The organism is Salininema proteolyticum (assembly GCF_042685645.1).
Classification (GTDB): domain Bacteria; phylum Actinomycetota; class Actinomycetes; order Mycobacteriales; family Micromonosporaceae; genus Salininema; species Salininema proteolyticum.
Genome location: NZ_JBHUNX010000001.1, coordinates 1,296,638 through 1,321,444, shown reverse-complemented (window position 1 = coordinate 1,321,444; position 24,807 = coordinate 1,296,638). Strand labels below are relative to the sequence as shown.

At 69.4% G+C, this 24,807-nt stretch carries 21 protein-coding genes; 9 read left to right on the top strand and 12 right to left on the bottom strand.

What is annotated here, in order from left to right:
• Positions 1 to 190: 190 nt before the first annotated feature.
• Both ACFTE1_RS06180 and gltB read right to left on the bottom strand, forming a co-directional pair.
• The gene (locus ACFTE1_RS06180; protein WP_380625353.1) at positions 191 to 1,660 is read right to left on the bottom strand and encodes a glutamate synthase subunit beta; all 1,470 of its coding nucleotides are present in this window, start codon (positions 1,658 to 1,660) and stop codon (positions 191 to 193) included.
• Positions 1,653 to 6,119, bottom strand: coding sequence for a glutamate synthase large subunit (gene gltB, locus ACFTE1_RS06175; RefSeq protein ID WP_380625351.1), 4,467 nt, complete (start codon positions 6,117 to 6,119; stop codon positions 1,653 to 1,655). The genes ACFTE1_RS06180 and gltB overlap by 8 nt, the downstream gene beginning before the upstream one ends.
• Before the next feature lie 427 nt (positions 6,120 to 6,546).
• Here gltB and ACFTE1_RS06170 point away from each other — a divergent pair, with 427 nt between their 5' ends.
• Positions 6,547 to 7,395, top strand: coding sequence for a hypothetical protein (locus ACFTE1_RS06170; protein WP_380625349.1), 849 nt, complete (start codon positions 6,547 to 6,549; stop codon positions 7,393 to 7,395).
• A gap of 144 nt (positions 7,396 to 7,539) precedes the next feature.
• On the opposite strand, the gene hisS is transcribed toward ACFTE1_RS06170, so the two are convergent.
• Complete coding sequence (gene hisS, locus ACFTE1_RS06165) at positions 7,540 to 8,871, bottom strand: histidine--tRNA ligase (RefSeq protein ID WP_380625347.1); 1,332 nt, start codon at positions 8,869 to 8,871, stop codon at positions 7,540 to 7,542.
• Positions 8,872 to 8,912: 41 nt separating this feature from the next.
• A complete protein-coding gene (locus tag ACFTE1_RS06160; protein WP_380625345.1) occupies positions 8,913 to 9,581 on the bottom strand; it encodes an MBL fold metallo-hydrolase in 669 nt (222 codons plus the stop codon).
• A 147-nt stretch (positions 9,582 to 9,728) separates the two neighbouring features.
• Between ACFTE1_RS06160 and ACFTE1_RS06155 the strand changes: the two genes are divergently transcribed.
• The 5 genes from ACFTE1_RS06155 to ACFTE1_RS06135 all read left to right on the top strand — a co-directional run bounded on the left by ACFTE1_RS06155 (position 9,729) and on the right by ACFTE1_RS06135 (position 14,443).
• Positions 9,729 to 9,905 (top strand): hypothetical protein, encoded by a 177-nt coding sequence (locus tag ACFTE1_RS06155; protein ID WP_380625343.1) that lies wholly within the window; start codon positions 9,729 to 9,731, stop codon positions 9,903 to 9,905.
• A gap of 117 nt (positions 9,906 to 10,022) precedes the next feature.
• The gene (locus ACFTE1_RS06150; RefSeq protein ID WP_380625340.1) at positions 10,023 to 10,748 is read left to right on the top strand and encodes an FKBP-type peptidyl-prolyl cis-trans isomerase; all 726 of its coding nucleotides are present in this window, start codon (positions 10,023 to 10,025) and stop codon (positions 10,746 to 10,748) included.
• A 407-nt stretch (positions 10,749 to 11,155) separates the two neighbouring features.
• On the top strand, positions 11,156 to 13,531 hold the full coding sequence (locus ACFTE1_RS06145) for a RelA/SpoT family protein (protein WP_380625810.1): 2,376 nt from the start codon (positions 11,156 to 11,158) through the stop codon (positions 13,529 to 13,531).
• 111 nt (positions 13,532 to 13,642) lie between these two features.
• Positions 13,643 to 13,897, top strand: a complete 255-nt coding sequence (locus ACFTE1_RS06140; protein WP_380625338.1) for a hypothetical protein — start codon at positions 13,643 to 13,645, stop codon at positions 13,895 to 13,897.
• A 204-nt stretch (positions 13,898 to 14,101) separates the two neighbouring features.
• Positions 14,102 to 14,443, top strand: coding sequence for a hypothetical protein (locus ACFTE1_RS06135; RefSeq protein ID WP_380625336.1), 342 nt, complete (start codon positions 14,102 to 14,104; stop codon positions 14,441 to 14,443).
• A gap of 72 nt (positions 14,444 to 14,515) precedes the next feature.
• On the opposite strand, the gene secF is transcribed toward ACFTE1_RS06135, so the two are convergent.
• The 6 genes from secF to ruvC all read right to left on the bottom strand — a co-directional run bounded on the left by secF (position 14,516) and on the right by ruvC (position 20,393).
• A complete protein-coding gene (secF, locus tag ACFTE1_RS06130; protein WP_380625333.1) occupies positions 14,516 to 15,664 on the bottom strand; it encodes a protein translocase subunit SecF in 1,149 nt (382 codons plus the stop codon).
• Positions 15,665 to 15,673: 9 nt separating this feature from the next.
• Entirely contained in the window at positions 15,674 to 17,482 is a 1,809-nt protein-coding gene (gene secD / locus ACFTE1_RS06125) for a protein translocase subunit SecD (protein WP_380625331.1), read from the bottom strand.
• Positions 17,483 to 17,741: 259 nt separating this feature from the next.
• Complete coding sequence (gene yajC, locus ACFTE1_RS06120; RefSeq protein WP_380625329.1) at positions 17,742 to 18,167, bottom strand: preprotein translocase subunit YajC; 426 nt, start codon at positions 18,165 to 18,167, stop codon at positions 17,742 to 17,744.
• Between the two features lie 79 nt (positions 18,168 to 18,246).
• Positions 18,247 to 19,287 (bottom strand): Holliday junction branch migration DNA helicase RuvB, encoded by a 1,041-nt coding sequence (gene ruvB / locus ACFTE1_RS06115; protein WP_380625327.1) that lies wholly within the window; start codon positions 19,285 to 19,287, stop codon positions 18,247 to 18,249.
• Entirely contained in the window at positions 19,288 to 19,884 is a 597-nt protein-coding gene (ruvA, locus tag ACFTE1_RS06110; protein ID WP_380625325.1) for a Holliday junction branch migration protein RuvA, read from the bottom strand.
• Entirely contained in the window at positions 19,881 to 20,393 is a 513-nt protein-coding gene (ruvC, locus tag ACFTE1_RS06105) for a crossover junction endodeoxyribonuclease RuvC (protein ID WP_380625323.1), read from the bottom strand. The genes ruvA and ruvC overlap by 4 nt, the downstream gene beginning before the upstream one ends.
• 301 nt (positions 20,394 to 20,694) lie before the next feature.
• Between ruvC and ACFTE1_RS06100 the strand changes: the two genes are divergently transcribed.
• Together ACFTE1_RS06100 and ACFTE1_RS06095 are read left to right on the top strand one after the other, a co-directional pair.
• Complete coding sequence (locus tag ACFTE1_RS06100; protein WP_380625320.1) at positions 20,695 to 21,972, top strand: multidrug effflux MFS transporter; 1,278 nt, start codon at positions 20,695 to 20,697, stop codon at positions 21,970 to 21,972.
• A 168-nt stretch (positions 21,973 to 22,140) separates the two neighbouring features.
• The gene (locus ACFTE1_RS06095; RefSeq protein WP_380625318.1) at positions 22,141 to 23,313 is read left to right on the top strand and encodes a Gfo/Idh/MocA family protein; all 1,173 of its coding nucleotides are present in this window, start codon (positions 22,141 to 22,143) and stop codon (positions 23,311 to 23,313) included.
• A 192-nt stretch (positions 23,314 to 23,505) separates the two neighbouring features.
• Here ACFTE1_RS06095 and ACFTE1_RS06090 read toward each other — a convergent pair whose 3' ends face one another.
• Positions 23,506 to 23,901 (bottom strand): hypothetical protein, encoded by a 396-nt coding sequence (locus ACFTE1_RS06090; RefSeq protein ID WP_380625316.1) that lies wholly within the window; start codon positions 23,899 to 23,901, stop codon positions 23,506 to 23,508.
• Positions 23,902 to 24,148: 247 nt separating this feature from the next.
• Between ACFTE1_RS06090 and ACFTE1_RS06085 the strand changes: the two genes are divergently transcribed.
• Positions 24,149 to 24,382 carry a hypothetical protein gene (locus ACFTE1_RS06085; protein WP_380625314.1) on the top strand — a complete coding sequence of 78 codons (234 nt, stop codon included), beginning with the start codon at positions 24,149 to 24,151 and terminating at the stop codon, positions 24,380 to 24,382.
• A 52-nt stretch (positions 24,383 to 24,434) separates the two neighbouring features.
• Here the strand turns inward: ACFTE1_RS06085 and ACFTE1_RS06080 are convergent, their stop codons facing one another.
• Positions 24,435 to 24,806: a thiol-disulfide oxidoreductase DCC family protein gene (locus ACFTE1_RS06080; RefSeq protein WP_380625312.1), complete on the bottom strand. Its 372-nt coding sequence runs from the start codon at positions 24,804 to 24,806 to the stop codon at positions 24,435 to 24,437.
• Position 24,807: the final 1 nt, after the last annotated feature.

Sequence of the window (24,807 nt, the reverse complement as noted above, 5' to 3'; positions counted from 1 at the left end):
TCCAAGTGTATTCCCTCCGCACGTCACCGTGCGGATTCCGGGCCCTCTAAGAGGTCGAGTTCACTGGTGTGATCTTTCTACCCGCACAGCGCCTGACCTGCGAATACACGCACTGACAGCCGCGGGTGGAACACCCGCGGCTGTGCGAACCTATGAAATTCCCGTCGATATCCCGGCGCTGCGCCGGGGCTCAGGCGCGGAGGTCCTGACTGGTCGGGACGACCGGCGCGGGCAGTTCGCTGCCCGAGCCCAGATAGGAGTGTGCGGCGGCCGCGGCGGCGCGGCCCTCCGCGATGGCCCATACGATGAGGGACGCGCCCCGGTGGGCGTCGCCGGCGACGAACACACCGGGCGCGTCGGTCTGCCAGTCGGGGCCGCAGTCCAGCGCGCCCCGTGCGTTGCGCTGGAGGCCCAACTGGCCCAGCATGGGCTGGTCTTCGGTGCCGGAGAAGCCGATGGCGAGCAGGACGAGGTCGGCGGGAACGGTCTGATGAGTGCCCTCGACGGGCTGGACCACGCGCTTGCCGGTGGACTTGTCGACGGTCACCTCGCTCATGCGCATCTGGCGCACGTGCCCGTGCTCGTCGCCGACGAACTCCAGCGCGGCGGCGCCGAAGTTCCGCTCGCCGCCCTCTTCGTGGGCCGGGTAGTTGCGCACGACCAGCGGCCACGTCGGCCACGGGTCCTTGACGCCCTCGCGGACCTCCGGCGGCATCGGGTAGAGGTCCAGCTGGCGGACCGAGGCGGCGCCCTGGCGGTGGGCCACGCCGAGGCAGTCGGCCCCGGTGTCGCCGCCGCCGATGATCACCACGTGCTTGTCCTTGGCGTCGATGGAGGCGAACGGGGCCTTGCCGGCCTGGACGCGGTTGGACTCGGTCAGGTGCTCCATGGCCTGGTGGATCCCGGCGAGTTCGCGGCCGGGCTGGTCGGTCTCGCGGCCCTCCAGGGCCCCGGTCGCGATGACGACGGCGTCGTGGAACTCGCGGATCTCCTCGGCGGAGACGTCCACGCCCACGTTGACGCCGCAGGCGAACTCGACGCCCTCGGCCTCCATCTGCTTGACGCGGCGGTCGACCAGGTGCTTCTCGATCTTGAAGTCCGGGATGCCGTAGCGCAGGAGGCCGCCGGGGGCGTCGTCGCGCTCGTAGACGATGACGGCGTGCCCGGCGCGCGCCAGCTGCTGGGCGGCGGCCAGCCCGGCCGGCCCGGAGCCGATGACGGCGACGAGCTTTCCGGTCTTGCGCGCCGCCGGCTGCGGCTCGAGCGGCGTGTCGAGCCCACCGTGGTCGATGATCGCCTGCTCCATCGTCTTGATGGAGACCGGGTCGTCGCCGATGCCCAGCACGCAGGCGCCCTCGCAGGGCGCCGGGCAGAGCCGTCCGGTGAACTCGGGGAAGTTGTTGGTCGCGTACAGCTGCTCCAGGGCGTCGCCCCAGCGGTCCTGGCGGGCCAGGTCGTTCCATTCCGGAATGCGGTTGCCCAGGGGGCAGCCGTTGTGGCAGAAGGGGATGCCGCAGTCCATGCAGCGGGAGGCCTGCTCCTTGAGCAGTTTGCCGTCCGGCTGCTCGTACACCTCGCGCCAGTCGCGCAGGCGGACGGGGACCGGCCGCTTCGTCGAGGTCTTGCGCGGGTACTCGAGGAATCCGTTCGGGTTAGGCACGGGCGGTCTCCTTCTGCTGCGCCTGGAGTACCGCTTTGTACTCGGTGGGAATGACTCTGGTGAACGCGCGGACGGACTGCTCCCAGTCTCCGAGCAGGCGTCCGGCCAGCGGCGAGCCCGTCTCGGCCACATGGCGGGCGAGGCGCTCGCGCACGTACTCGGCGTCCTCGCCGTCGAGCGCCTCGCACTCGACCAGGGCGGTGTTGGTCTTGGTCTCGTCCAGGCGCCACACGTAGGCGATGCCGCCGCTCATGCCGGCGGCGAAGTTGCGTCCGGTCGAGCCGATGACGATGACGCGGCCGCCGGTCATGTACTCGCAGCCGTGGTCGCCGACGCCCTCGACGACGGCCTCGGCGCCGGAGTTGCGCACGGCGAAGCGCTCGCCCGCGCGGCCGGAGATGTAGGCCTCTCCCCCGGTGGCGCCGTAGAGGAGCGTGTTGCCCGCGATGACGTTGGACTCGCGCTGGAAGGTCGCCGCCTCGTCGGGGCGGATGACGACCCGGCCGCCCGAGAGGCCCTTGCCTACGTAGTCGTTGGCGTCGCCGAAGAGGCGGAAGGTCGCGCCGGTCGGGAGGAAGGCGGCGAAGGACTGGCCGGCGGAGCCGCGGAAGGCCAGGTCCACGGTGTCATCGGCCAGGTCGTCGATCCGCAGGCGGCTCACGGCGGCGCCGAGCAGGGCGCCGACGGAGCGGTCGGTGTTGCGGATGGCCATCTCCGACTTCAGCGGGGTCCGGTTCTCGACCGCGCTCCGGGCGAGGTCGACCACGTGCCGGCCGAGAGACTCCTCGACGCCGTGGTCCTGGACGCGCCTTTGCGTCCGGGGCCCCGCGTCGGGCTCGGCCAGCACGAGGCCGAGGTCGATGTGCGCCGCGGCGTCGGCGGCGTCGGGCCTGCCCTTGAGGCGGTGGACCTTTCCGGTCGCCTCGTCGAGGCTCCGGTAGCCCAGCTCGGCCAGCAGCTCGCGGACCTCTTCGGCGATGTAGCGGAAGAAGTTCTCCACGAACTCGGGCGAGCCGTTGAAGCGCTTGCGCAGCTCCGGGTTCTGGGTCGCCACGCCCACCGGGCAGGTGTCGAGGTGGCAGACGCGCATCATGACGCAGCCGGAGACGACCAGCGGGGCGGTGGCGAAGCCGAAGCCCTCGGCGCCGAGCAGCGCGGCGATGACCACGTCGCGGCCGGTCTTCATCGCGCCGTCCACCTCCAGGCGGACGCGGTCGCGCAGGCCGTTCTTGACCAGTGTCTGCTGGGCCTCGGCGAGCCCGATCTCCCAGGGCGTCCCGGCGTGCTTGACGGAGTTGGCCGGGGCCGCGCCCGTGCCGCCGTCGAAGCCGGAGATGAGGATCGAGTCGGCCTTGGCCTTGGACACTCCCGCGGCGACGGTGCCGACGCCGACCGCGCTGACGAGCTTCACCTGGACCTCGGCGTCGCCGGCCCCGGCGTGCTTGAGGTCGTGGATGAGCTGGGCGAGGTCCTCGATGGAGTAGATGTCGTGGTGCGGCGGCGGGGAGATGAGGCCGACGCCGGGGGTGGCGTTGCGGGTCTCGGCGATCCACGGGTGGACCTTCTGCCCCGGCAGCTGGCCGCCCTCGCCGGGCTTGGCGCCCTGGGCCATCTTGATCTGGATGGCGTCGGCGCTGGCCAGGTACTCGGCCGTGACGCCGAAGCGGCCGGAGGCGACCTGCTTGATGGCGCTGCGGCGCTCGGGGTCGTAGAGGCGGTCGCGCGACTCGCCGCCCTCGCCGGAGTTCGAGCGCCCTCCCAGGCGGTTCATGGCGATGGCGAGGGTCTCGTGCGACTCGGCGGAGAGCGCGCCGTAGGACATGGCGCCGGTGTGGAAGCGCTTCACGATCGACTCGACCGACTCGACCTCGTCGATCGACACCGAGGGGCGCGAGCCGCGCTCGAAGTCCAGCAGCCCGCGCAGGTTGCCGCCCTCCGAACCGAGGCCGTCGACCTTCTCGGTGTACTTCTTGAACACGTCGTACTGGCCGGAGCGGGTGGCGTGCTGGAGCAGGAACACCGTCTCCGGGTTGAACAGGTGGACCTCGCCCTCGCGGCGCCACTGGTACTCGCCTCCCGGCGGCAGCGGGGTCTTCTCCGAGACCTCCGCGTCGGCGTAGGCCTTGCGGTGGCGGGCGGCCACGGCCTTGGCGATGGTCGACAGCCCGATCCCGCCGATGCGGGAGGCGGTGCCCTTGAAGTAGCGGTCCACGAAGTCCGCGTCGAGGCCCACGGCCTCGAAGACCTGGGCGCCGGTGTAGGAGGCCACCGTCGAGATGCCCATCTTCGACATGACCTTCACGATGCCCTTGACCAGGGCCTGGGTGTAGTTCTCGATGGCCTGGGCCGGCTCCTCGGAGAGGACGCCGTCGGCGCACAGCCGCTCGACGGTGTCGAAGGCCAGGTACGGGTTGACCGCCGCGGCTCCGTAGCCCAGCAGGACCGCGGCCTGGTGGACGGTGCGGCAGTCGCCGGACTCGACCACGAGGGCGACCTTGGTGCGGGTCTGCTCGGCCACCAGGTGCTGGTGGACGGCGGCCGTCAGCAGCAGCGACGGGATCGGCGCGAGGTCGGAGTTGGAGTGGCGATCGGACAGGACCAGGATGCGCACGCCGTCCTCGATGGCCTCGGAGACGTGGCGGCGGATCTCCACCAGCCGCTCGCGCAGGCCGCGGGCGCCGTGGCGGGCCTTGTAGAGGCCCGACACCCGGACCGCCTTGAGCTGGTCGCGGTCGCCGTCGTCGTCGATGCGGAGGATCTTGGCCAGCTCGTCGTTGTCGATGACGGGCCGGGGCAGCTCGATCTGGCGGCACGAGTGCGGACCGGGCTGCAGGATGTTGCCCTCGGGGCCGATGAGGTTGCCCGTGGCGGTGACCATCTGCTCGCGGATGGCGTCGAGCGGCGGGTTGGTGACCTGCGCGAAGAGCTGGGTGAAGTAGTCGGCCAGCTGTTTGGGCTGCTTGCTCATGCCCGCCAGCGGCGTGTCGGAGCCCATGGAGACGATCGGCTCGGCGCCGCTGCGCGCCATCGGCTCGATGAAGAGGCGCTGCTCCTCGTCGGTGTAGCCGAAGGTCAGCTGCTGGCGCCGGAGGCTCTCGGAGTTGAAGACCACGCGCTTGCGCTCCGGCAGCTCCTGGAGGCGGGTCAGCTCGCTCTCGAGCCAGTCGCCGTAGGGGTGCTCCGTGGCGAGCGCGTCCTTGATCTCGTCGTCGTCGATGATGCGGTTCTCGGCGGTGTCGACGAGGAACATGCGGCCCGGTTCGAGGCGGCCCTTGGCGGCGATGCGGGAGGGCTCGATATCGACGACGCCCACTTCGCTGGAGAGGATGACGGTGTCGTCGGTGGTGCGCCACCAGCGGGCGGGGCGCAGTCCGTTGCGGTCGAGGACGGCGCCGATCTGGGTGCCGTCGGTGAAGGTGACGCAGGCGGGGCCGTCCCAGGGCTCCATGATGGCCGAGTGGTAGCGGTAGAAGTCGCGGCGCTTGGGGTCGAGGTGGGGGTTGCCCTCCCAGGCCTCGGGCATCATCATGAGCATCGCGTGGGGCAGGGAGCGCCCGCCGAGGTGGAGCAGTTCGACGACCTCGTCGAAGTTCATGGAGTCCGAGGCGTCGGGGGTGATGACGGGGAAGAGCCGGCGCAGTTCGCCGGGCAGGGTGTCGGTGGCCAGTTCGGCCTGGCGGGCGAGGATCCAGTTGCGGTTGCCGCGGATGGTGTTGATCTCGCCGTTGTGGGCGACCATGCGGTAGGGGTGCGCGAGGTGCCACGACGGGAAGGTGTTGGTGGAGAAGCGCGAGTGGACCAGGGCGATGGCGCTGGTGAGGCGTTCGTCGCGGAGGTCGGTGTAGAACTGGGGCACCTGGGCGGGGGTGAGCATGCCCTTGTAGACGATGGTGCGGGCCGAGAGGGTGATGATCGCGCCGCGCTCCAGCGCGCGTTCGCGGATCTCGCGTTCGGCCTGTTTGCGGACGGCGTAGAGGGCGCGGTCGAGGTCGAGCCCGGTCTTGCCGGAGGAGGCGATGAAGGGCTGGCTGACGCGCGGGGCGGTGGTGCGGGAGGCGGCGCCGAGCCCGGCCGCGGCGGCGTCGGTGGGGACGTCGCGCCATCCGAGGACGGTGCAGCCCTCGGCGAGGGCGAACTTCTCGATGACGCGGCGGACCTTGGCGGCCTCGGCGTCGGCGGAGCCGGAGAAGACGAGCCCGGTGGCGTAGGCGCCGGCCTCGGGCAGGTCGAAGTCGACCGCCTCGCGGTAGAGCGCGTCGGGGATCTGGATGAGGATGCCGGCGCCGTCGCCGGAGTCGGGGTCTGGCGCGGTCGCTCCGCGGTGCTCCATGCGGTGGAGGGCCTCGAGTCCGTCGGACACCAGGCCGTGGCTTCCCTTGCCCGTCATGTCGACTACGAAGGCGACGCCGCAGGCGTCGTGCTCGTAAGACGGGTCGTAGAGGTCGGATGCAGGGCGCAAGAGCGGGCCTCCTCGTCGTCAGCTCACCGGGTCGCCGGGGCAGGGCGCTCCGGTGGAGTAGCGGTTTCACGGGACGACGTCGGCCCGAAGTTCTCGTGCAGTGTTGAGCGATCGCTGTGTTCGCCGTGTGACGGGAACGTGACAGGGGTCAAATTCTGCAGTTCGTCGTTTGAGTGTAATCCATGGCTCATCGGTTGGAAACACCGGTCCTACTATGCGGACCACTGCTCAGCGCGGTCGCGGCCTCACCTGGGACGATGTCTACTCATCGGTAACAACCGGCGCCCGCGCGGCCCCTTCGCCGCGAAACTCCATTCTGACACGCGGACGGCCGCGGCACCGAGACGAGTACGTTGGGGATCACCGCTTACACTGTTAAGACCATTCATGTTCCCTTTGCCGGTTTTCGCCAGCCACGGAGTGCACCATGTCCTACCCGCCCCAGCCCTACTCCTCGCCCGACCCGAACCAGCCGGGCGGCGGGCAGCCTTACTCCCAGGACCCCTACCAGCAGCCCGGGGGCGGACAGTACTACACCTCCGACCCCTATCAGCAGCCCGGCGGAGGACAGCACTACTCCTCCGACCCGTACAACCCCGCCGGACCGGGCCCCTCGCAGCCGCAGCACGGCCCGACCCCCTACAGCCCCGGCGCGGGAACGCCGTACAACCCCTCGCAGCCCGGCGGGAGCCTTCCCCCGGCCAGTCCCCCGCCGCCCTACCAGCAGGCCCCCGGCACGCCTCCTCCCGGAGGCAACGGCGGGTCCAGCTTCGGGCTGGTCCTGACCCTCTGCGTGATCGGCCTCGTGGCCGTCGTCGGCATCGTCGTCGCGGCCGTCGTCCTCACCGGCGACGAGGAGACCCCCACGGCCGCCGACCCCACCGAGTCGGCCTCCGCCGAGCCGTCGGAGGAGGAGTCGCCCTCCGAGGAGCCCTCGCAGGACCCCTCTCCCAGCACAGAGCCCGAGGAGAGCGGGGAGCCCGAGGTCGAGGTCCGCCTCCCCAAGGTCGACGAGTGCATCACCGACGCCGTCGAGCAGGTCGAGGTCATCGACTGCGACGAGCCCGAGGCGGCCTTCAAGATCGTCAAGGACGTCTCCGAGCCCGAGGACCCCGACCCCCAGGACCCGGCCCACGCCAAGGCCGCGGCCAAGGCCTGCGAGGGCACCGACTACGTCGACTGGGTCTACCAGGACACCGCCCTCATCTCGGGCTCCGAGTGGGACCCGGAGTCCGACTCGATCATCCGCATCCTCTGCGCCGAGCACAACGACTGAGGCGCCGTCGGGCCCGGAGCCCGGCGGAAACGACGGAGAGGAGGGCCCCGGAGCGATCGCTCCGGGGCCCTCCTCGTCTTCTCCCCCGGCCGAGCCGGGCGCCGCGGACATCGCCGCACCGCTCCGGCCGAGCCGGAGCGCCGCCTACTCGGCGGCCACGATCCCCGGCTTGAGGTCCGCGGCCGGCGGCGTCCACGAGTCCAGGTCCACCGGCTCCTGCTCGCCCGAGCGGATGTCGCGGACCTCCGGCCCGCCCTCCTCGGTCGCGGGGAACAGCACGAACGGAATGCCGCGCTTGTCGGCGAACTTGATCTGCTTGCCGTACTTCTGCGCGGCCGGGGCCACCTGAGCGGCGATCCCCCGCTCCCGCAGCTTCGCGGCGACGTCGGAGGCCTCCCAGCGGCTCTCCTCGTCGCTCAGGGCGACCAGGACGCACGTGGGGACCTCGCGCGAGGCGTCCAGCCTCCCGGCCCGCAGCATCGGCACCAGCAGGCGCGAGACGCCCAGCGAGATGCCCACGCCCGGGTACGACGTCTTCCCGTCGCTGGCGAGGGTGTCGTAGCGGCCGCCCGAGCAGATCGACCCCAGGTCGCGCTGCCCGTCGATGAACGTCTCGTAGACGGTGCCGGTGTAGTAGTCCAGTCCGCGCGCGATCGACATGTCGGCGCGCACCAGGCCCGGGGCGCGCTTGTTCGCCACCTCGACCAGCTCGGTCAGCGCCTCCAGGCCCTCCTCCAGGACGTCGCCCTTGACGCCCAGGGCGCGGACCTCGTCGGCGAACGAGGTGTCGGTCGAGGAGATCTTCGCCAGCGCCAGGCACTTCTCGGCCTGGTCGAGCGAGGCCCCGACCTTCTCCTGCAGCTCGCGGACCACGGCCTCCTCGCCGATCTTGTCGAGCTTGTCGACGATCCGCAGCGTCTCCTCCGGATCGCCGATGCCCAGGCCCTCGTAGAAGCCCTGGGACAGCTTGCGGTTGTTGACGTGGATGGTGATGCCCGGCAGCGGAAGCCCCCGCAGCGCGTCGGCCATCACCAGCGGGATCTCGATCTCGTAGTGCGCCGGCAGGGTGTCGCGGTCGACGATGTCGATGTCGGCCTGCCAGAACTCGCGGTAACGGCCGTCCTGCGGGCGCTCGCCGCGCCAGCAGGGCTGGATCTGGTAGCGCCGGAAGGGGAACTGCAGCTTGCCGGAGTTCTCCAGGACGTAGCGCGCGAAGGGCACCGTCAGGTCGAAGTGGAGCCCCAGGCCCGCGTCCGAGTTCGCGTCGTCGGCCTGCAGGCGGCGCAGGACGTAGACCTCCTTGGAGGTCTCCCCCTTGCGCAGCAGCTGGTCCATCGGCTCGACCGACCGCGTCTGGACGTTGGCGAAGCCGTGCAGTTCGAAGGCGTGCCGGAGATGGTCCACAACCTGCTGCTCGACGATGCGGTGGCGCGGCAGCAATTCGGGGAAGCCCGACAGCGGCTGTGGTTTGGACATGCCTTCTCCTCACAAGTGGACGCGGGCCCGCCCGGGGCCCGTCAGACGAGATTTCTCAAGAACTGATTATTCCTGCGCTCGGCCTCGATGGTGGACCGGGGTCCGTGCCCCGGGAGGATGACGACACCGTCGTCCAGGGGGAGGACCTTGGAGCGCAGGGACTGCGACATCTGGTCCATCGATCCGCCGGGCAGGTCGGTGCGTCCAATGCTACCGGCGAAGAGGACGTCCCCGGTGAAACTGTAGGGCGGTTCATCCCCGCGCTGCGAGGCGTGGAACATGACCGAGCCCGGCGTGTGGCCCGGCGCGTGGTCGACCGACAGGCGCAGCCCCGCCAGCTCGATGTCGGTGCCGTCGCCCATGACGGCCACGTCGTCCGGCTCCGTCCACTCGAAGCCCGACCCCATCAGGCCCGCCATGTTCGGCCCGAAGCCCTTCATGGGATCGGCCAGCAGCTCGGAGTCGTCGGCGTGGATGTAGGCGGGAATGTCGGCGTCCTTGCAGACGGGCGTGACCGAGAAGGTGTGGTCCAGGTGCCCGTGCGTCAGCAGGACGGCGACGGGCTTGAGGTGGTGACGGTGGAACACCTCGTCCAGGCGCGGCGCGATGCCGATGCCCGGGTCCACGACCAGGCACTCGCTGGACCGCGCGTCGGCCACGACGTAGCAGTTGGTCCCGAAGGCGTCGGCCACCAGGGTCTCGATGAGCATGGGCGTCCTCTTCCCGATTGGTTCTCCGGCTCGTTCTTCCGCGCCAATCCACCATACGCGGGAAGGCGCTGAGAAGTGCGCGACAGGCCTCTTATAGACTCCTTGCATAGACCACCTGTTCGCGTGACCCGAAGGAGGAGTGCGACCGTGCCCGCTAAATCCCGGCATATGCAGCGTCGCAAGGAGCGCATCACCGAGGCGAAGAAGAACACCAAGCTCGCCCGGAAGATCCGCCATCGCCGCCAGTGGCAGGCCGGAGGCGGCCTCATCGCCATCGGCGCCGGCGTCACCCTTCTGTTCCTATTCCAGTCGGGTTTCTTCTAAAAAAGGCGCGTTCATCAGCAATTTCCGAGCCGGAGTCGGCCGGCGGTCCTCGCCGGATCCGCCCGTAGCCACTAGACTCGAACAAGCCCGCGAACAGACGGATGAGAAGCCCACAGCATGAACAGATCTAAGAGCAAGAACGACATCACCAAGCGCATGTCGGCCAAGCGCGCCGAGCTGGCCCGCCAGGCCGAGGAGAACCGCCGCAAGGAGCAGCGCAAGACCCGCCTGGCCTATGTCGGCATCGGAATCGTAGGAGTCCTCGTCCTCGGCCTCATCACGTGGGGCGGCTACCGCGTCGCCACCCACGAGCCGGAAGTCCCGGACATGGCCGCCGACGGGGCCGACGACGCCGAGACTCCGGAAGAGCAGGAGATGCCGGAGCCGGAGGGGCCGCAGTTCGACGAGGGGCAGGAGTACACCTCCGTCGAGGCCGGCGAGTGCGCCGTCGACGTCTACACCACGCTCGGCGAGAAGCCGCTGCTGCGCTCCCCCGAGGACTGCGCGGAGCCCACCGAGCTGGTCCGCGAGGTCGTCGGGGAAGGCGACGTGAAGGGCCCCGAGGCCGCCGCCGGCGACCCGATCCAGGCCCAGTACACGCTCGTTCCGTGGGGCAAGGACAAGCAGCAGGAGTCCTCCTGGGACGCCCAGCCGTTCACCATTCCCGCGCTGGGCGAGGGCAACGTCATCCAGGGCTGGGACGAGGGCCTCATCGGAGCCCAGGCCGGCCAGCGCATCCTGCTGGTCGTCCCGTCCGACCAGGCCTACGGCAACGGAGCGCTGACCTTCGCCGTCGACATCCTCGCCGTGGGCGACGACGTCGAACAGCAGGAACAGCAGTAAGACCGCAGTTTAGAGGCCGGCGTCCCGCGCGTCGGCCTCTTTCTCTGCCCCGGGGCCGTCCCGCACGGAAACTCCGTTCGCGGACTTGAGCCCGAGCACGGGTCAGGGCCGTCCCGCACGGAAATTCCATTCGCGGGCTTGAACCCGAGCACGGGTCAGGACCGTCCCGCCCTCGCGCACGGAGGCTCCGCCGGCCGCTCCTGCCAGGCCGCGCGGGCTCCGCACAGCCCCTTTCGCGCGCACGTCCGACGCCCCGCGCACGGCTTGTCGGGAAGGTCACGCACCCGGCGCGCGCCGGGCTGCCCGTCACCTGGGAAGATGATTCCTAGACTGGAGTCCCCCGCCCGGACGGCCGTCATTCCCGCCGCGGCTACGGCGCCGGCTTCCCGGGGGCTACCCTTTAATACATAGTTTCCGCTTATCGAGGGGGCACAGTGGCGACCGACAAGGCCGCGAACACCGGTACCGCCAATGGCGACAAGGACCCGGGTCCGCACACCGGCAGGCGTATGCGCGCGCGGCTGGCGCGGTTCAACTCGCCGTGGCAGTCGCCGAGCGTACCCGAGGTGCTCGAACCGCTCGTCGCCTCGCACCGCGCCGCGCACCCCAGGGCCAACGTCCAGGTCCTGGAGAGGGCCTACGCGCGCGCCGAAGAGCTGCACCGCAAGCAGTTCCGCAAGTCCGGCGACGCCTACATCACCCACCCGCTGGCCGTCGCCCAGATCCTCGCCGACCTCGGCATGGACACCTCGACCCTCGTCGCCGCCCTGATGCACGACACCGTCGAGGACACCGAGTACACCCTCGACGAGCTCTCCGAGGAGTTCGGCGACGAGATCCGGCTGCTGGTCGACGGCGTGACCAAGCTGGACAAGGTGAAACTCGGCGACGCGGCCAAGGCAGAGACGATCCGCAAGATGGTCGTCGCCATGGCCAAGGACCCCCGCGTGCTGGTCATCAAGCTCGCCGACCGCCTGCACAACATGCGCACCCTCATGTTCCTGCCGCCCAAGAAGCAGGAGCAGAAGGCCCGCGAGACGCTCGAGATCCTCGCGCCGCTGGCCCACCGCCTGGGCATGAACACCATCAAGTGGGAGCTGGAGGACCTCTCCTTCCGCACCCTCTACGCCAAGCGCTTCCAGGAGATCAAGCGCCTGGTCGCCGAGCACGCCCCCCAGCGGGAGAAGACGCTCCAGCAGGTCACCGCCCAGGTGGAGGACAAGCTCAAGGAGTCCCACATCAAGGCCGACGTCACCGGGCGGCCGAAGCACCTGTACTCGATCTACCAGAAGATGATCGTGCGCGGCCGCGACTTCGAGGACATCTACGACCTCGTGGGCCTGCGCATCCTGGTGGAGTCCGAGAGGGACTGCTACGCGGCGCTGGGCGTCATCCACGCCAACTGGAAGCCGGTGGCGGGGCGGTTCAAGGACTACATCGCCATGCCCAAGTTCAACATGTACCAGTCGCTGCACACGGCGGTCATCGGGCCGGGCGGGAAGCCCATCGAGCTGCAGATCCGCACGTGGGCCATGCACCGCACCGCGGAGTACGGCATCGCGGCGCACTGGAAGTACAAGGAGTCTAAGAACTCCACCGTGGCCGGCCCCGTCGCGCACATCGACGACATGGCCTGGCTGCGCCAACTCCTGGACTGGCAGCGGGAGGCCAGCGACCCCTCCGAGTTCCTCGACGCGCTGCGCTTCGACCTCGCCTCCAGCGAGCTCTACGTCTTCACGCCCAAGGGCGCGGTGATAGCGCTGCCGGCCGGGTCGACCCCCGTCGACTTCGCCTACGCCGTCCACACCGAGATCGGGCACCGCTGCATCGGCGCGAGCGTCAACGGCAAGATAGTGCCCCTGGAGTCGACCCTGTCCAACGGCGACGTGGTCGAGATCTTCACGTCCAAGAAGTCGGAGTCCGCCTCGCCGAACCGCAGCTGGCTCAACTTCGTCAAGTCCCCCCGCGCCCGGACCAAGATCAAGCAGTTCTTCAACCGGGAGCGCCGCGAGGAGGCCATCGAGAACGGCCAGGACGAGCTCGCGCGCCTCATGCGCAAGCGCCGCCTGCCCGTCCAGCGGCTCCTCTCCGGCGAGAACCTCGTCACCGTCGCCCACGAGCTCAACCAGCGCGACGTGGAGAGCCTCTACGCCGCCATCGGCGAGCACCAGGTCAAGGCCAGCCAGGTCATCACCAAGCTCCTGGAGACCCAGGGCGGATCGGAGGGCGTCACCGAGGACGTCGCCGAGGCCACCCGGCCGACCGAACCGGAGCGGATCGTCCCGGAGGCGCACGGCGACCTGGGCGTGAGCGTCCGCGTCGCGGGCATGGAGAAGGGCGAGGTGCCCGTCCGGCTGGCGCAGTGCTGCTCCCCCATCCCCGGCGACCAGATCATCGGCTTCACCACGCGCTACCACGTCATCAGCGTGCACCGGCGCGACTGCGAGAACGCCGAGGAGCGCATGGCGTTCCAGCCCGACCGCGTCGTGGACGTCTCGTGGGGCGACCGCGGCGACGACTCGACGTTCATCGCGACCGTCCAGGTCGAGGCGCTCGACCGGCACCGGCTGCTGGCCGACGTCACGCAGGCCCTGTCGGGCGAGCGGGTCTCGATCCTCGCGGCGTCGGTGACCACGACCCGCGACCGGGTGGCCTTGTCGCGGTTCACCTTCGAACTGGCCAATCCGGAGCACATCGACCACATCGTCAAGGTCATCCGCAAGATCGACGGGGTCTACGACGCCTACCGACTGCGCGGGGAGGACGGCGCCGAGAACGCCTAGGCGGCTTGGCCTTTCCCGCCGGCGGGAGCCGCCACCGCGGCGCCCGCGTCCGGACCGCTTGGCCCGCCCCGTTTATAGTGGGACCGTTCCCCGATTACGAGGAGGTCCGCCATGGGTTTCGGAAACAAGCTCAAAGGCATGAAGAAGAAGGCCGGACGCGCTGCCGCCGGAGCCGGGAAGAAGGCCGGAGGCGCCGTCGAGTCCGCCAAGAAGGAGGCGTCCGCCAAGGCCGCCGGCGCGGCCGCGGAAGCGGGCGCCCAAGCCCGGAAGCAGGCGACCGAGCACGGTGAGAAGCTGGCCGACAAAGCGACGGAAGCCGCCGCCGCGAAGGCGCAGGAAGCCGTGGAGAAGAAGCTGGGACGCTGAACCCCGCAGCGAAGAACGCCCCCTCCCGTCCCGGGAGGGGGCGTTCTGTCCTCTCCGTCCGATCGGCCGGCCGGAGACGGGGCCAGCGGGCCCGGGAGAACCGCCCGTGCCGCCGCAGAACCCTGACCGGATTTCCGTCAAAACGCCCATCGCACCATGGCGCCCGCTTACAGTGAGGGCAACTCACCTACTAGGAGGTTCGCCGTGGGAATCGGAGACAAGTTCAGGGAGATGAAGGACAAGGCCACCGACAAGGCGTCCGAGGCCAAGGACAAGGCCGAGGACATGGCCTCGGAGGCCAAGGACAAGGCCGAAGACGTCATGGGGTCCGTGAAGGACAAGGCCGGGGACATGATGGGCTCCGCCGAGGACAAGGCCGAGGACGTCAAGGAGAAGGCCGAGGACGCCGCCCCGGACTCGGGCGGCAAGGGCGACGATCTCATGAACAAGGCGAAGGACACCGCGTCCGAGGCCAAGCGCAAGGCCGAGGACGTGAAGGACACCGCCGCCGAGAAGGCGAAAGAGGCCAAGGACAAGATGACCTGACCGGCGCCGGTCGCCCGCACAGCGAAGAGCGCCCCCTCCCCGACGGGAGGGGGCGCTCTCACGCTTGTCCGGTCAGCGCCGACGGCGCGACTTGCGGTTTCCCGCGCTGCCGCCCTGTCCGCCCGCGCCCGCGGCGACCGGCTCGTCGGAGACGGTCACCTCGAAGTCGTCCTCTCCGCTCGCGGAGCGCTCGGCCTTCTCGCCCGACTCGGCCGAGGAGTCGCCCTCCTCGGAGCGGCCGGCGCGCTTGTTGAGCACCTTCTTATTGTGCCGCTTGTACTCCGGCGACCGCTCTGCCAGGTCCACGACCATCGGCGCGGCCAGGAAGATCGAGGAGTAAGTACCGGTGATGATACCGACGAACAGCACTAGGGCCAGGTCCTTCAGCGTTCCGACCCCGAGCATGCCCACGCCGATGAACAGCAGTCCCGCGACCGGCAGCGCGCCGATCAGCGAGGTGTTCAGCGAACGCATGAGGGTCTGGTTGACCGCGTCGTTGGCGGCCTCGGCGAAGGTCTGGCGCCGGGTCGACAGGATGTTCTGCGTGTTCTCCTGCAACTTGTCGAAGACCACGACGGTGTCGTAGAGCGAGTAGCCGAGGATGGTCAGCATACCGACGATCGTCGAGGGCGTGACCTCGAATCCGACCAGCGAGAAGATGCCCGCGGTCAGGACGAGGTCGTGGGCCAGGGCGATCAGGGCCGCCGCGGCCATGCGCCGCTCGAAGCGGATCCAGATGAAGATCGTGACCAGCACCAGGAACACCGCGAGGGCGACGAGGGCCTGCTGGGAGACCGCCTGTCCCCACGTGGCGGACACGGACGTCTCGGAGACGTCGCCGGACTCGACCCCGGCCTCCTCCGCGATGGCGGCGCGGATCTCGGCGGACTCGTCGGCGCTGGTGGCGCCGGTGCGGATGATATAGCCGGTTTCACCGCCCTCGCCCTGGACCTCCTGGCCCGACCCGATCTCGGCCCCCGCCTCGGTGGCGGCGTCCTCGACCTCCACCAGGGTGGACGAGTTGGCCGGGGTCACCTGGAACTGGTTGCCGCCGGCGAAGTCGATGCCCAGGGAGAAGCCCTTGATGAGCATGATCGCGATACACGCGACCATGACGACGCCCGAGAAGACGTACCAGCGCTTCCGGCTGCCGATGAAGTCGAAGTCGTTGCGGCCCCGGTAGAGCTGAGACCAGATGGAGAGTTTCTGATTGCGCGTCATGTCTTCCCCCTAGGACTCGGCCCGGGCGGTCTTGCCGGCCGGCTTCGCGTCGCTCGTGGTCAGGTTGAGCCTCGTGTGGAGGCCGGAGAGGAACGGGTTGTTGAGAACGCGTCCCCGCGCCAGCCACTCGGCGATCGGGTGGGTGAACAGGAAGACCACCAGGATGTTGACCAGGGTCGAGACACCGAGCGCGAAGGCGAAGGCGCGGACCGGTCCGAGCGCGAGCAGGTACAGCACGACCGAGGAGATGATCGAGACGGCGTTCGCCGACAGGATCGTTCTCCTGGTGCGCTCCCACGCCCTGGGCACGGCCGAGCGCGCCGACCTGCCGTCCTTCATCTCCTCCTTGATGCGTTCGAAGTACACCACGAAGGAGTCGGCGGTGATGCCGATCGAGACCACGAAGCCCGCGATGCCCGCGAGGGTCAGCGTCAGGCCCGCCTGGTTGCCCAGGAGGGTCAGGAACGGGTAGAGCACCAGCGTCGCCGAGGTCAGCGAGCCGAGCACGATGAAGCCGAGGATGCGGTAGTAGGCGAGGCAGTAGAGGAAGACCAGCGCGAGGCCGATGGCCCCGGCGATGAGGCCGGCCTTGAGCTGCTGGACGCCGAGCGTCGCCGTGACGTTGTTGATCGTCTCGGTCTTGAAGTTGATGTCCAGGGAGCCGAAGTTCAGCTGGTCGGACAGGAGCTTCGCCTCCGTCGGCGTGAAGTCGCCGGAGATCTGCGTCTGGCTGGTGGAGGCCTCCTGGATCACCGGGGCGGAGACGACCTCGTTGTCGAGGACGATCGCCACGGAGTTCTGGACGTTCTCCTTGGTCAGGGTGCTCCACTTGTCGGTGCCGGCCCCGGTGAACTTGACGTTCACGACGTACTCGTTGCCGCGGTTGGGGTCGGTGCCGATGTCGGCGCTGTCCACGTCGGAGCCCAGGACCTGGGCGGGGGCCATCAGGTACTTGGCCTTGGCATCGTTGCCCATGCCGTCGTCGACGCTTCCGCAGGCGGCGACGGGCTTGGCCGGGTCCTGCACCGATCCGGGCGGGCGGTTGTCCAGCTGCTCGCAGGAGACGGTCGGAACGTAGTACTGGACGGCGGAGGGCAGGAGCGCCACCTCGTCGGCGGTCAGCTCCGCGAACGGCTTGAGCGCTTCGAGCGTGGCCGCGTCGGCCGGGGCGGCGGTGAGGCCGAAGGCCGCCTGCGCGGCGGCGGGACCGACCTTCTCCAGGACGTCGACGAGGGTGTCGCCGGTCTCGATCTGCTCGAGGTTCGAGGAGTCCTCGCGCTCCTCGGCGGCCAGGGCGGCGAGGTCGACGCCCTCTCCGTCGGGCGCGACGCCCTCGGATCCGGCCTCGGTCAACTGCGCGATGGACTCGTCGATGGTCCCGGAGGTGTCCTGGGCCGAAGCGGAGACGATGCGGAACCGCAGGGCCGCCGGAGCGCCGACGGAGCGGAGGGACTCCTCGTCGGTGTCGTCGCCGGCGACGTTCACGATGATGTTGTCCTGGCCCTCGACGAACACCTCGGGCTCGGCGACGCCGGTGGAGTCGACGCGCTCCTCGATGATCTGCCGGGCCTGCTCCATGTCCTCGGCGGTCGGCTCGGCCCCGCCGTCGTCATAGGCGGTGAGGGTCATCGACAGGCCGCCCTGCAGGTCCAAACCGAGCTTCGGCTTGGGGAACGAGTTCCAGGAGCCGCTTCCCGCGAGGGCCGCGACCCACAGGAGCGCGATCACGACCGCCAGAGACAGGAAATAGGGCGCCAGCCGCAGGCGTTTGCCCTGAATCTTCTTCTGCGGGCGTCGTTTGCCCGTTTCACTAGCCAATGCTCAGTCTCTTCCTTGATCCAATTCGACAGACCGGGGGGCGCCGACCGTCTGAGGGGCATGGCCGCAGGCGGTGCCGTAGGCAGTTGTAAGGCGCGCCTCAATGTAACCACAGCCACCTTGCGGCCGCTTCGGCGGCCCGCCTGGGCCGCCGGACCGGATGACCGCGGTGGCGTCGCGTCAACGCCTTAGAATCCCCTAATCGTAGGCCGTCTCACCCGCGCGCCGCCGTGCGGCGGACCCGCGCGCAGGCCCCGATCTAGTAGTCCTTGCCCTTGTCCTTCTTCGGGTCCTCGTCCGCGCTGCGGAGTTTGTCGAGGTCCTCGTCGGTGAGGGTGGGCTCCTCCTCGTCGGAGTCGGCGGACGACTCGGCGGCGGCCTCCTCCTCCGGCGGGATCACGCGGCCGATGGCCTGGCGGGCGAAGACGAGGAAGACGCCGTCGCTGGCCTCGAGGGTGATCGTCTCGTCGTCGGACTCGACGACGGTGCCGTAGAGGCCGCCGATGGTGATGACCTTGGTGCCGGAGGCGACGGTGTTCTGCATTTCCTGCTGCTCCCGCTGGCGCTTCTTCTGCGGGCGGATCATGACGAAGTACAGCAGGGCGAAGATCGCCACCATGAACAGCAGAGTGGGGATCATGCTGCCTCCGCCGTCCTGGGCGAGAGTGGTTGGAACGTCGAGCACGTCTGAGCCTTTCGTTTTGTCAGAATGCGGGCGTGGCCGCAGTCTACCGCGCGGGACCGGCCCGTCTGCGGCAAGGTATTCAGTGGAACGGCAGCTGCTCCGGGGGGTTCTTCCCCATGTGCTGCCAGGCCGCCGCAGTCGCAACCCTACCCCGCGGCGTACGGGCGACCAAACCGGTGCGCACCAGGTAGGGCTCGCAGACCTCCTCCACGGTGTCGGGTTGTTCACCCACGGCGACGGCGATCGTCGTCAACCCTACCGGCCCTCCGCGGAAGGTCCCGGTAAGGGCCTCCAGGACGGCGCGGTCGAGGCGGTCGAGCCCCAGGCGGTCGACGTCGTAGAGCTCGAGCGCGGCGTCGGCCATGGAGCGGTCGACCGATCCGTTGCCCTTGACCTGCGCGTAGTCGCGGACCCGGCGCAAGAGGCGGTTGGCGATGCGGGGCGTGCCGCGGCTGCGCCCGGCGATCTCGGAGGCGCCCTCGGCCGTCACGGGAACGTCGAGGATGGCCGCCGAGCGCGTGACGATGGAGGCCAGCTCGTCGGCGTTGTAGAACTCCAGCTGCCCGAGGAAGCCGAAGCGGTCGCGCAGGGGCCCGGTGAGCAGTCCTGAGCGGGTGGTGGCCCCGACGAGCGTGAACGGCTCCAGATCGAGCGGGATGGCGGTGGCGCCGGGGCCCTTGCCGACCACCACGTCCACGCGGAAGTCCTCCATGGCCGTGTAGAGCAGCTCCTCGGCGGGCCGGGCCATGCGGTGGATCTCGTCGATGAAGAGCACCTCCCCCGGCTCCAGGCTCGTGAGGATGGCCGCGAGGTCGCCCGAGCGCTCGATCGCCGGGCCGGAGGTCTGGCGCAGGCCGACGCCCAGCTCGGCGGCGACGATCATGGCGAGGGTGGTCTTGCCCAGGCCGGGCGGGCCGCTGAGCAGGAGGTGGTCGGGGCTCGCCCCGCGCCGCAGGGCGCTCTCCAGCAGCAGGTGCAGCTGTTCGCGGACCCGCTCCTGGCCGATGACGTCGTCGAGCTTGCCCGGGCGGATGGACGCCTCGAGGTCGGACTCCTCCGGCGACGCGGTGGCCGCCGTCAGGGCCCTGTTCCAGTCCTCTTCGCTGATCTCGTCGGTCATCTACTTCTTTCCCAGGAGTCGGATGGCTTGCTTGAGCAGGGCCGGCACGTCGCCGGGGGTGGCGCCGTCCGTGTCCAGCTCCTTGATGGCGGCCTCGGCCTCCTTGGCGCTCCAGCCCAGCGCCTGGATGCCCTGCGAGACCTGGAGGCGCCACTCGTCGGGCCGGGGCCGGGCCTGCTCGGGGACGTCGGAGGGGAGCGGGCCGATCTTATCGGCCAGGTCGAGGACTATGCGCTCGGCGCTCTTCTTCCCCACCCCCGGAATGCGCGAGAGGGTGGCGGTGTCGCCGCGGCCGATGGCGGTGCGCACCTTCTCAACCCCGAGCGAGTCGACGGCGTCGAGCGCGATCCTCGGGCCTATCTTCTGAGCGGTCTGGAGCAGCTCGAAGAGGTCGCGCTCCTCCAGGCTCAGGAAGCCGTAGAGGGTGATGGCGTCCTCGCGCACGCGGGTGGAGACGTGCACGACGTGCTCGTGCCCGACGGCGAGGTTCGCGAGGGTCGAGGATCCGCAGTGCACCGCGTAGCCGACTCCGCCGACGTCCACCGTCGCGTAGGCCGCCGCCACGGCGGCGACCCTTCCGGTCAGTTGCGCGATCATCGCGGGCTCCTCGCCTGTCGTGCCAGTCGGTTCTTCAGGGCGCCCCTCCACAGGTGGCAGATCGCCAGGGCCAGGGCGTCGGCCGCGTCGGCGGGCTTGGGCGGAGCGTCCAACCGGAGTATACGGGTGACCATCGTCGTGACCTGCCTCTTGTCGGCGGTTCCGCTGCCGCACACGGCGGCCTTCGCCTCGGAGGGCGTGTAAGTGGCGGTGGGCAGGCCGCGCTTGGCCCCTGCGAGCACGGCGACCCCGGAGGCCTGGGCGGTGGGGATGACGCTGGCGAGGTTGTGCTGGGAGAAGACCCTCTCCACGGCGACCTGCTCCGGCTCGTGCTCCTCCAGGAACGCCGACAGGCCGGCGTCCAGGGCCCGCAGCCGTTCGGGCAGTTCGGCCTTCGAGTCGGTGCGGATCACGTCCACGGCGACGAGCCTCCCGGCCTTGCCCGGGCTGCCCTCCACGACGCCGACTCCGCAGCGGGTGAGTCCCGGGTCGATTCCCATTACGCGCATGAGGTTCCGTTCTAGTCAAAGAGTCCGGTCAAGTCTAGTGACCTCGGGCGACACTCGTCGGGCTAACAGTGGCCGGGCACACCGCGGTGTGAGGTAGAAGGCCCCGGCGACCGTCGAAAACTACTTGCCGTCCGGCTAGTTCATTAGTAACCTTCATACAGGGCCTCGATCGGCGGCAGGATCGGCCTTCTCTCAAAACCGACTCAACACTCATACCGGGCCATCACTGCGTCCGGTATCGCGGGGCCGTGTTGGACGCGCCCCCACCCCGAACCCGAACACCACGACCGGAGCGAGCGTAATGACCGTCCAAGCCTCCCAGAGCACCAGCGTGTCCGAGAACGAGATCCCACTCAGCGAGCGCGACCACCCCAAGCGCTACGTCGTCCTGCTCGTCGTCGTCCTCGGCATCCTCACCGCCGTGGGCCCCCTCTCCACCGACATGTACCTTCCGGCGTTCCCGGCCATCGCCGACGGCCTGGGCACCACCGAGGCCTATATCCAGCTGACGCTGACGGCGTCGATGGTCGGCCTCGCCGTGGGCCAGGCGCTCATCGGCCCGCTGTCCGACCGGTTCGGGCGCCGCGGCCCGCTGCTGATCGGGATGACCGTCTTCACGCTGGCCACGGTCGCCTGCGCCTTCGCCCCGACGGCCGGGGCGCTCATCGCGGCCCGCGCCGTGCAGGGCCTGGCGGGCGCCGCGGGCATGGTCGTCTCGCGCGCGGTCATCCGCGACCACTTCACGGGCGACGCGATGACCAGCTTCATCTCCAAGATGATGTTCATCACGATGCTGGCCCCGATGCTGGGGCCCATCATCGGCGGGCAGATCATCCTGGTGGCGCCGTGGCCGGTCATCTTCCTGGTCCTGGGCGCGGTGTCGCTGGTGGCGACGCTCTTGATCGCCAAGTTCCTGCCCGAGAGCCTGCCGGCCGCGCAGCGCCGCGAGATCCACCTCCGGTCGCTGATGTCGGACGTCGGGGTCCTGGTGCGCACCCCGCAGTTCATCTTCCCCGTCATGACCGTCTGCTTCACCTTCGCGACGATGTTCGTGTACATCAGCTCGTTCTCGTTCATCTCGCAGGAGGAGTTCGGCGCCTCGGAGACGGTCTACTCGATCATCTTCGCCATCGGCACCGTCGCGGTGCTGCTGGGCAACCAGGTGAACATCTTCTTGATGAAGAAGGTGAAGATCCCGTCGACGCGGCGGATGATCATCGGCGCGAGCCTGGCGACCGTCGGCGTCCTGGCCCTGTTCGGGCTGTGGGCGACCGGGACGGCGACCCTCGTGTCCATGACGGCGGTCATCGTGGTGATGATGTTCGGCAACGGGATCGTCTTCCCCAACACGGGGGCGCTGGCGATGAGCTCGCAGCCGCCGAACACGGCCGGGACGGCGTCGGCGCTGATGGGTTCGCTGCAGATGGCCGCCGGCGGCGCGCTTCCCGCGCTGGTCATGTTCGGCCAGGTGAACCTGCAGCACATGGCGACCGGCATGCTGATCCTGTTCGTGGGGGCGCTGGTGATGATCACGCTGACCGTCCGGGCGTACCGCGAGCCGCAGGCCCTGGCCGCGTGACCGGTGGGCCCGGGGCGCGCGGCTTTGGAAACGCTTACCGTGTGACCGGTTGAGGCGCAGGCGGAACGCCTGGAACCTGCCGATCGTTTCGGGGCGGGGAGTCCCTCGAGGGACTCCCCGCCCTTTCTGTATCTTGCTGTACAGCGCCGAAATACAGGAGGTTCCCTCATGTCCTTGTCCCTCGGAGTCGCCGGGCTGGGGCTGCGCCGGTCCCTCGCCGTCGAAGCCCACCGCCCCGACCGGGACGTCCTCGTCACCGACGTCTGCGACCCCGACACCACCGTCTTCGACTGGGCGCGGGAGGCATTCGGCGCCTCGGTCAGGACGCACTCCTCCTTCGACGGGCTGCTCTCCTCCTCCGTCGACGCGGTCCTCCTGCTCACCCCCGACCACACGCATATTCACCTCGGGCTGCAGGCGCTCGCCGCGGGGAAGCCCGTGTTCATGGAGAAGCCGCTCGCGATCACCACCGCCGACTGCGACCGCCTGCTGAACGCCGCCCGCACCTACGGCACGCGGCTGTACGTGGGGCACAATATGCGGCACATGCCGGTCGTGAGGACCATGCGCGACCTCGTCCTGGACGGGGCCGTCGGCGAGGTCGAGGCGGTCTGGTGCCGGCACTTCGTAGGGCACGGCGGCGACTTCTACTTCAAGGACTGGCACGCCGAGCGCGCCAACACCACGGGTCTGCTGCTGCAGAAGGGCAGCCACGATATCGACGTCGTCCACTGGCTCGCGGGGGCGTCCACCGAGCGGGTCACCGCCATGGGCAAGCTCAGCGTCTACGACCGCGTCGAGTCGCGCCAGGCAGCGCCGGGTTCCAAGGCCCCCGACTGGTTCTCCCCAGAGACCCACTGGCCGCCGCTCGCCCAGAAGGAGCTCCACCCCGTGATCGACGTGGAGGACCTCTCCATGGTGCTCATGCGGCTGCGCAACGGGGTCCAGGCCTCCTACCAGCAGTGCCACTACACTCCCGACTACTGGCGCAACTACACCGTCATCGGGACCGAGGGCCGGATAGAGAACTTCGGCAACGGGCCGGGCGGGCACGTCAAGGTGTGGAACGCCGGCAGGCGCGGCTGGGATCCCGAGGGGGACCTGACCGTTGCGATCCCCGAGGCCGAGGGCGGTCACGGCGGTGCGGACGCGGCCCTGATCGACGAGTTCCTCCGTTTTGTCGTCGAGGGTGGGAAAACCGATACCTCTCCCGTCGCCGCGCGCGACGCGGTCGCCGCGGGAGTCGCCGCCACAGAGTCGATTCGCAACGGCAGCGAGCCCGTGGACGTCGCCCCGGTGCCGGAGGAGCTGGATACGTACTTCGCCGCGGGACAGGATTAGGGCCGGGCGCTCCCCCGCCCTCGGCCGGTCCCGTTTCGCGCCGAGGGATGCGGGAACGGCGCCCGTGCCGAGGCCGAGTACGGCCCTCCCCCGGATCGGAGTTCAGCCCTCGGACAGTGAGGGCTGTTCGACCGCGCAGGAAGAGGTCAGGGGGCTCGCCTGACCGCGCCCCCCTGACCTCAACTCGCTCGCCTAAAGAGTGCGGGCATACACCTTGATGTTGCTGGTGCCGGAGACGGTCCGGGACCAGATCTCCCGTTCCCCCGAAGGACAGGCCCTGGGCGTGATGAACGAGTTTCCCGATACCGAGCCGTAGACCTGGACGCAGCGGCCGTCGGCCTTGGTGTCCTTGTGCCATCCCGAGATCGTCGTCTCGCCACCGCTGCAGTTGATGGTCCAGTGCGCTTCCCCGCCGTTGATGTAGACGTCCTCGGTATCACCGCAACTGGCCTGTGTACCGATGTCGCCGCCGGTACCCTGAGCCGCCAGCGCGGTAGACGGGCCGGCGACGGCCACCAGTCCTATCACGGCGGCGACCAGCCTTCCGGCAAGACGCCCTCTTCGCCTATCCTTGGTGTGTCCGACCATGGTCTGTCTCCCTTCCGGAGTGATGGCAATGGTTCAGTCCGGTCGGCGGGCTAAAGTCGCAAGCTCGGTCCCGTCGACCGCCATCATCGTATTGATACGTATGACGAGAATGCAATACCGTGCGCACGGAATCGAGCACCAGAGTTCAGGTATTCACTCAGCATCTCGGGTTGCCACTCGGAGAACTCCTCGCTATGGTGTCCACAACGTCCCGAACCCCGAATGCCGAGAACCGAGGACTCCCCCGATGAACCGCACATCCTCGCCGACTTTTCCGTTCACAACGATGCAGCGGCGGACTCTGGAGGCGTATATCGCCGCCGACGACCTCACCGAGGCCGGGCTCTGGCTCGGGGTATCGGAGAGCACGGTCAGACGCCGCCTGGGCGCGATGCGGGCGGCATTTGACTCCGAGAACAACAGGCAGCTGATCGCCAAGGCCACCGCGGCCGGCATGGTCAGCGAACGGGCGTTCCGGTAAGCCCGGCTCGTAAGGCCGTTCCGTCGGCTACGGGCGCCCGGCGCCGGAGGGCTTATGCCGGCGGCTGTTCGACCGCGCAGGCGGGCGTGCCGCCGGGCATGCGGTGCCGATTGCGGGCCACGAGACGGTAGACCGGCCAGGCCAGCCGGGAGACCAGCGAGAGCGACAGCAGCGCCCCGATCGGCTTCCAGTACCACTGGGCCCGGCGCAGCAGCACCGCGATCGCGTCCGGTCCGGCCGCTCGGATGTCGGAGTCGACCCATTGGACGGCGCCCTCGACGTCCTCGAGGGACAGTCCGAGTTCGCCGAGATCGGCCTCCTGCCAGGGAAGCACCTCGGCCTCGGTGCGCACACGCCGCCTAACGAACTCCGCGCACCTGGTGCAGAAAGCACAGTCGCCGTCGAAGACGAACACCGGTCTCACG

What these genes read in the sequence shown, in the direction of transcription:
- ACFTE1_RS06170 (WP_380625349.1), top strand. Translation starts at nt 6,547, where the DNA reads ATGTCCTACCCGCCCCAGCCCTACTCCTCGCCCGACCCGAACCAGCCG.
- hisS (WP_380625347.1), bottom strand. Translation starts at nt 8,871, where the DNA reads ATGTCCAAACCACAGCCGCTGTCGGGCTTCCCCGAATTGCTGCCGCGC.
- ACFTE1_RS06160 (WP_380625345.1), bottom strand. Translation starts at nt 9,581, where the DNA reads ATGCTCATCGAGACCCTGGTGGCCGACGCCTTCGGGACCAACTGCTAC.
- ACFTE1_RS06150 (WP_380625340.1), top strand. Translation starts at nt 10,023, where the DNA reads ATGAACAGATCTAAGAGCAAGAACGACATCACCAAGCGCATGTCGGCC.
- ACFTE1_RS06140 (WP_380625338.1), top strand. Translation starts at nt 13,643, where the DNA reads ATGGGTTTCGGAAACAAGCTCAAAGGCATGAAGAAGAAGGCCGGACGC.
- secF (WP_380625333.1), bottom strand. Translation starts at nt 15,664, where the DNA reads ATGACGCGCAATCAGAAACTCTCCATCTGGTCTCAGCTCTACCGGGGC.
- ruvB (WP_380625327.1), bottom strand. Translation starts at nt 19,287, where the DNA reads ATGACCGACGAGATCAGCGAAGAGGACTGGAACAGGGCCCTGACGGCG.
- ruvA (WP_380625325.1), bottom strand. Translation starts at nt 19,884, where the DNA reads ATGATCGCGCAACTGACCGGAAGGGTCGCCGCCGTGGCGGCGGCCTAC.
- ruvC (WP_380625323.1), bottom strand. Translation starts at nt 20,393, where the DNA reads ATGCGCGTAATGGGAATCGACCCGGGACTCACCCGCTGCGGAGTCGGC.
- ACFTE1_RS06100 (WP_380625320.1), top strand. Translation starts at nt 20,695, where the DNA reads ATGACCGTCCAAGCCTCCCAGAGCACCAGCGTGTCCGAGAACGAGATC.
- ACFTE1_RS06095 (WP_380625318.1), top strand. Translation starts at nt 22,141, where the DNA reads ATGTCCTTGTCCCTCGGAGTCGCCGGGCTGGGGCTGCGCCGGTCCCTC.
- ACFTE1_RS06090 (WP_380625316.1), bottom strand. Translation starts at nt 23,901, where the DNA reads ATGGTCGGACACACCAAGGATAGGCGAAGAGGGCGTCTTGCCGGAAGG.
- ACFTE1_RS06085 (WP_380625314.1), top strand. Translation starts at nt 24,149, where the DNA reads ATGAACCGCACATCCTCGCCGACTTTTCCGTTCACAACGATGCAGCGG.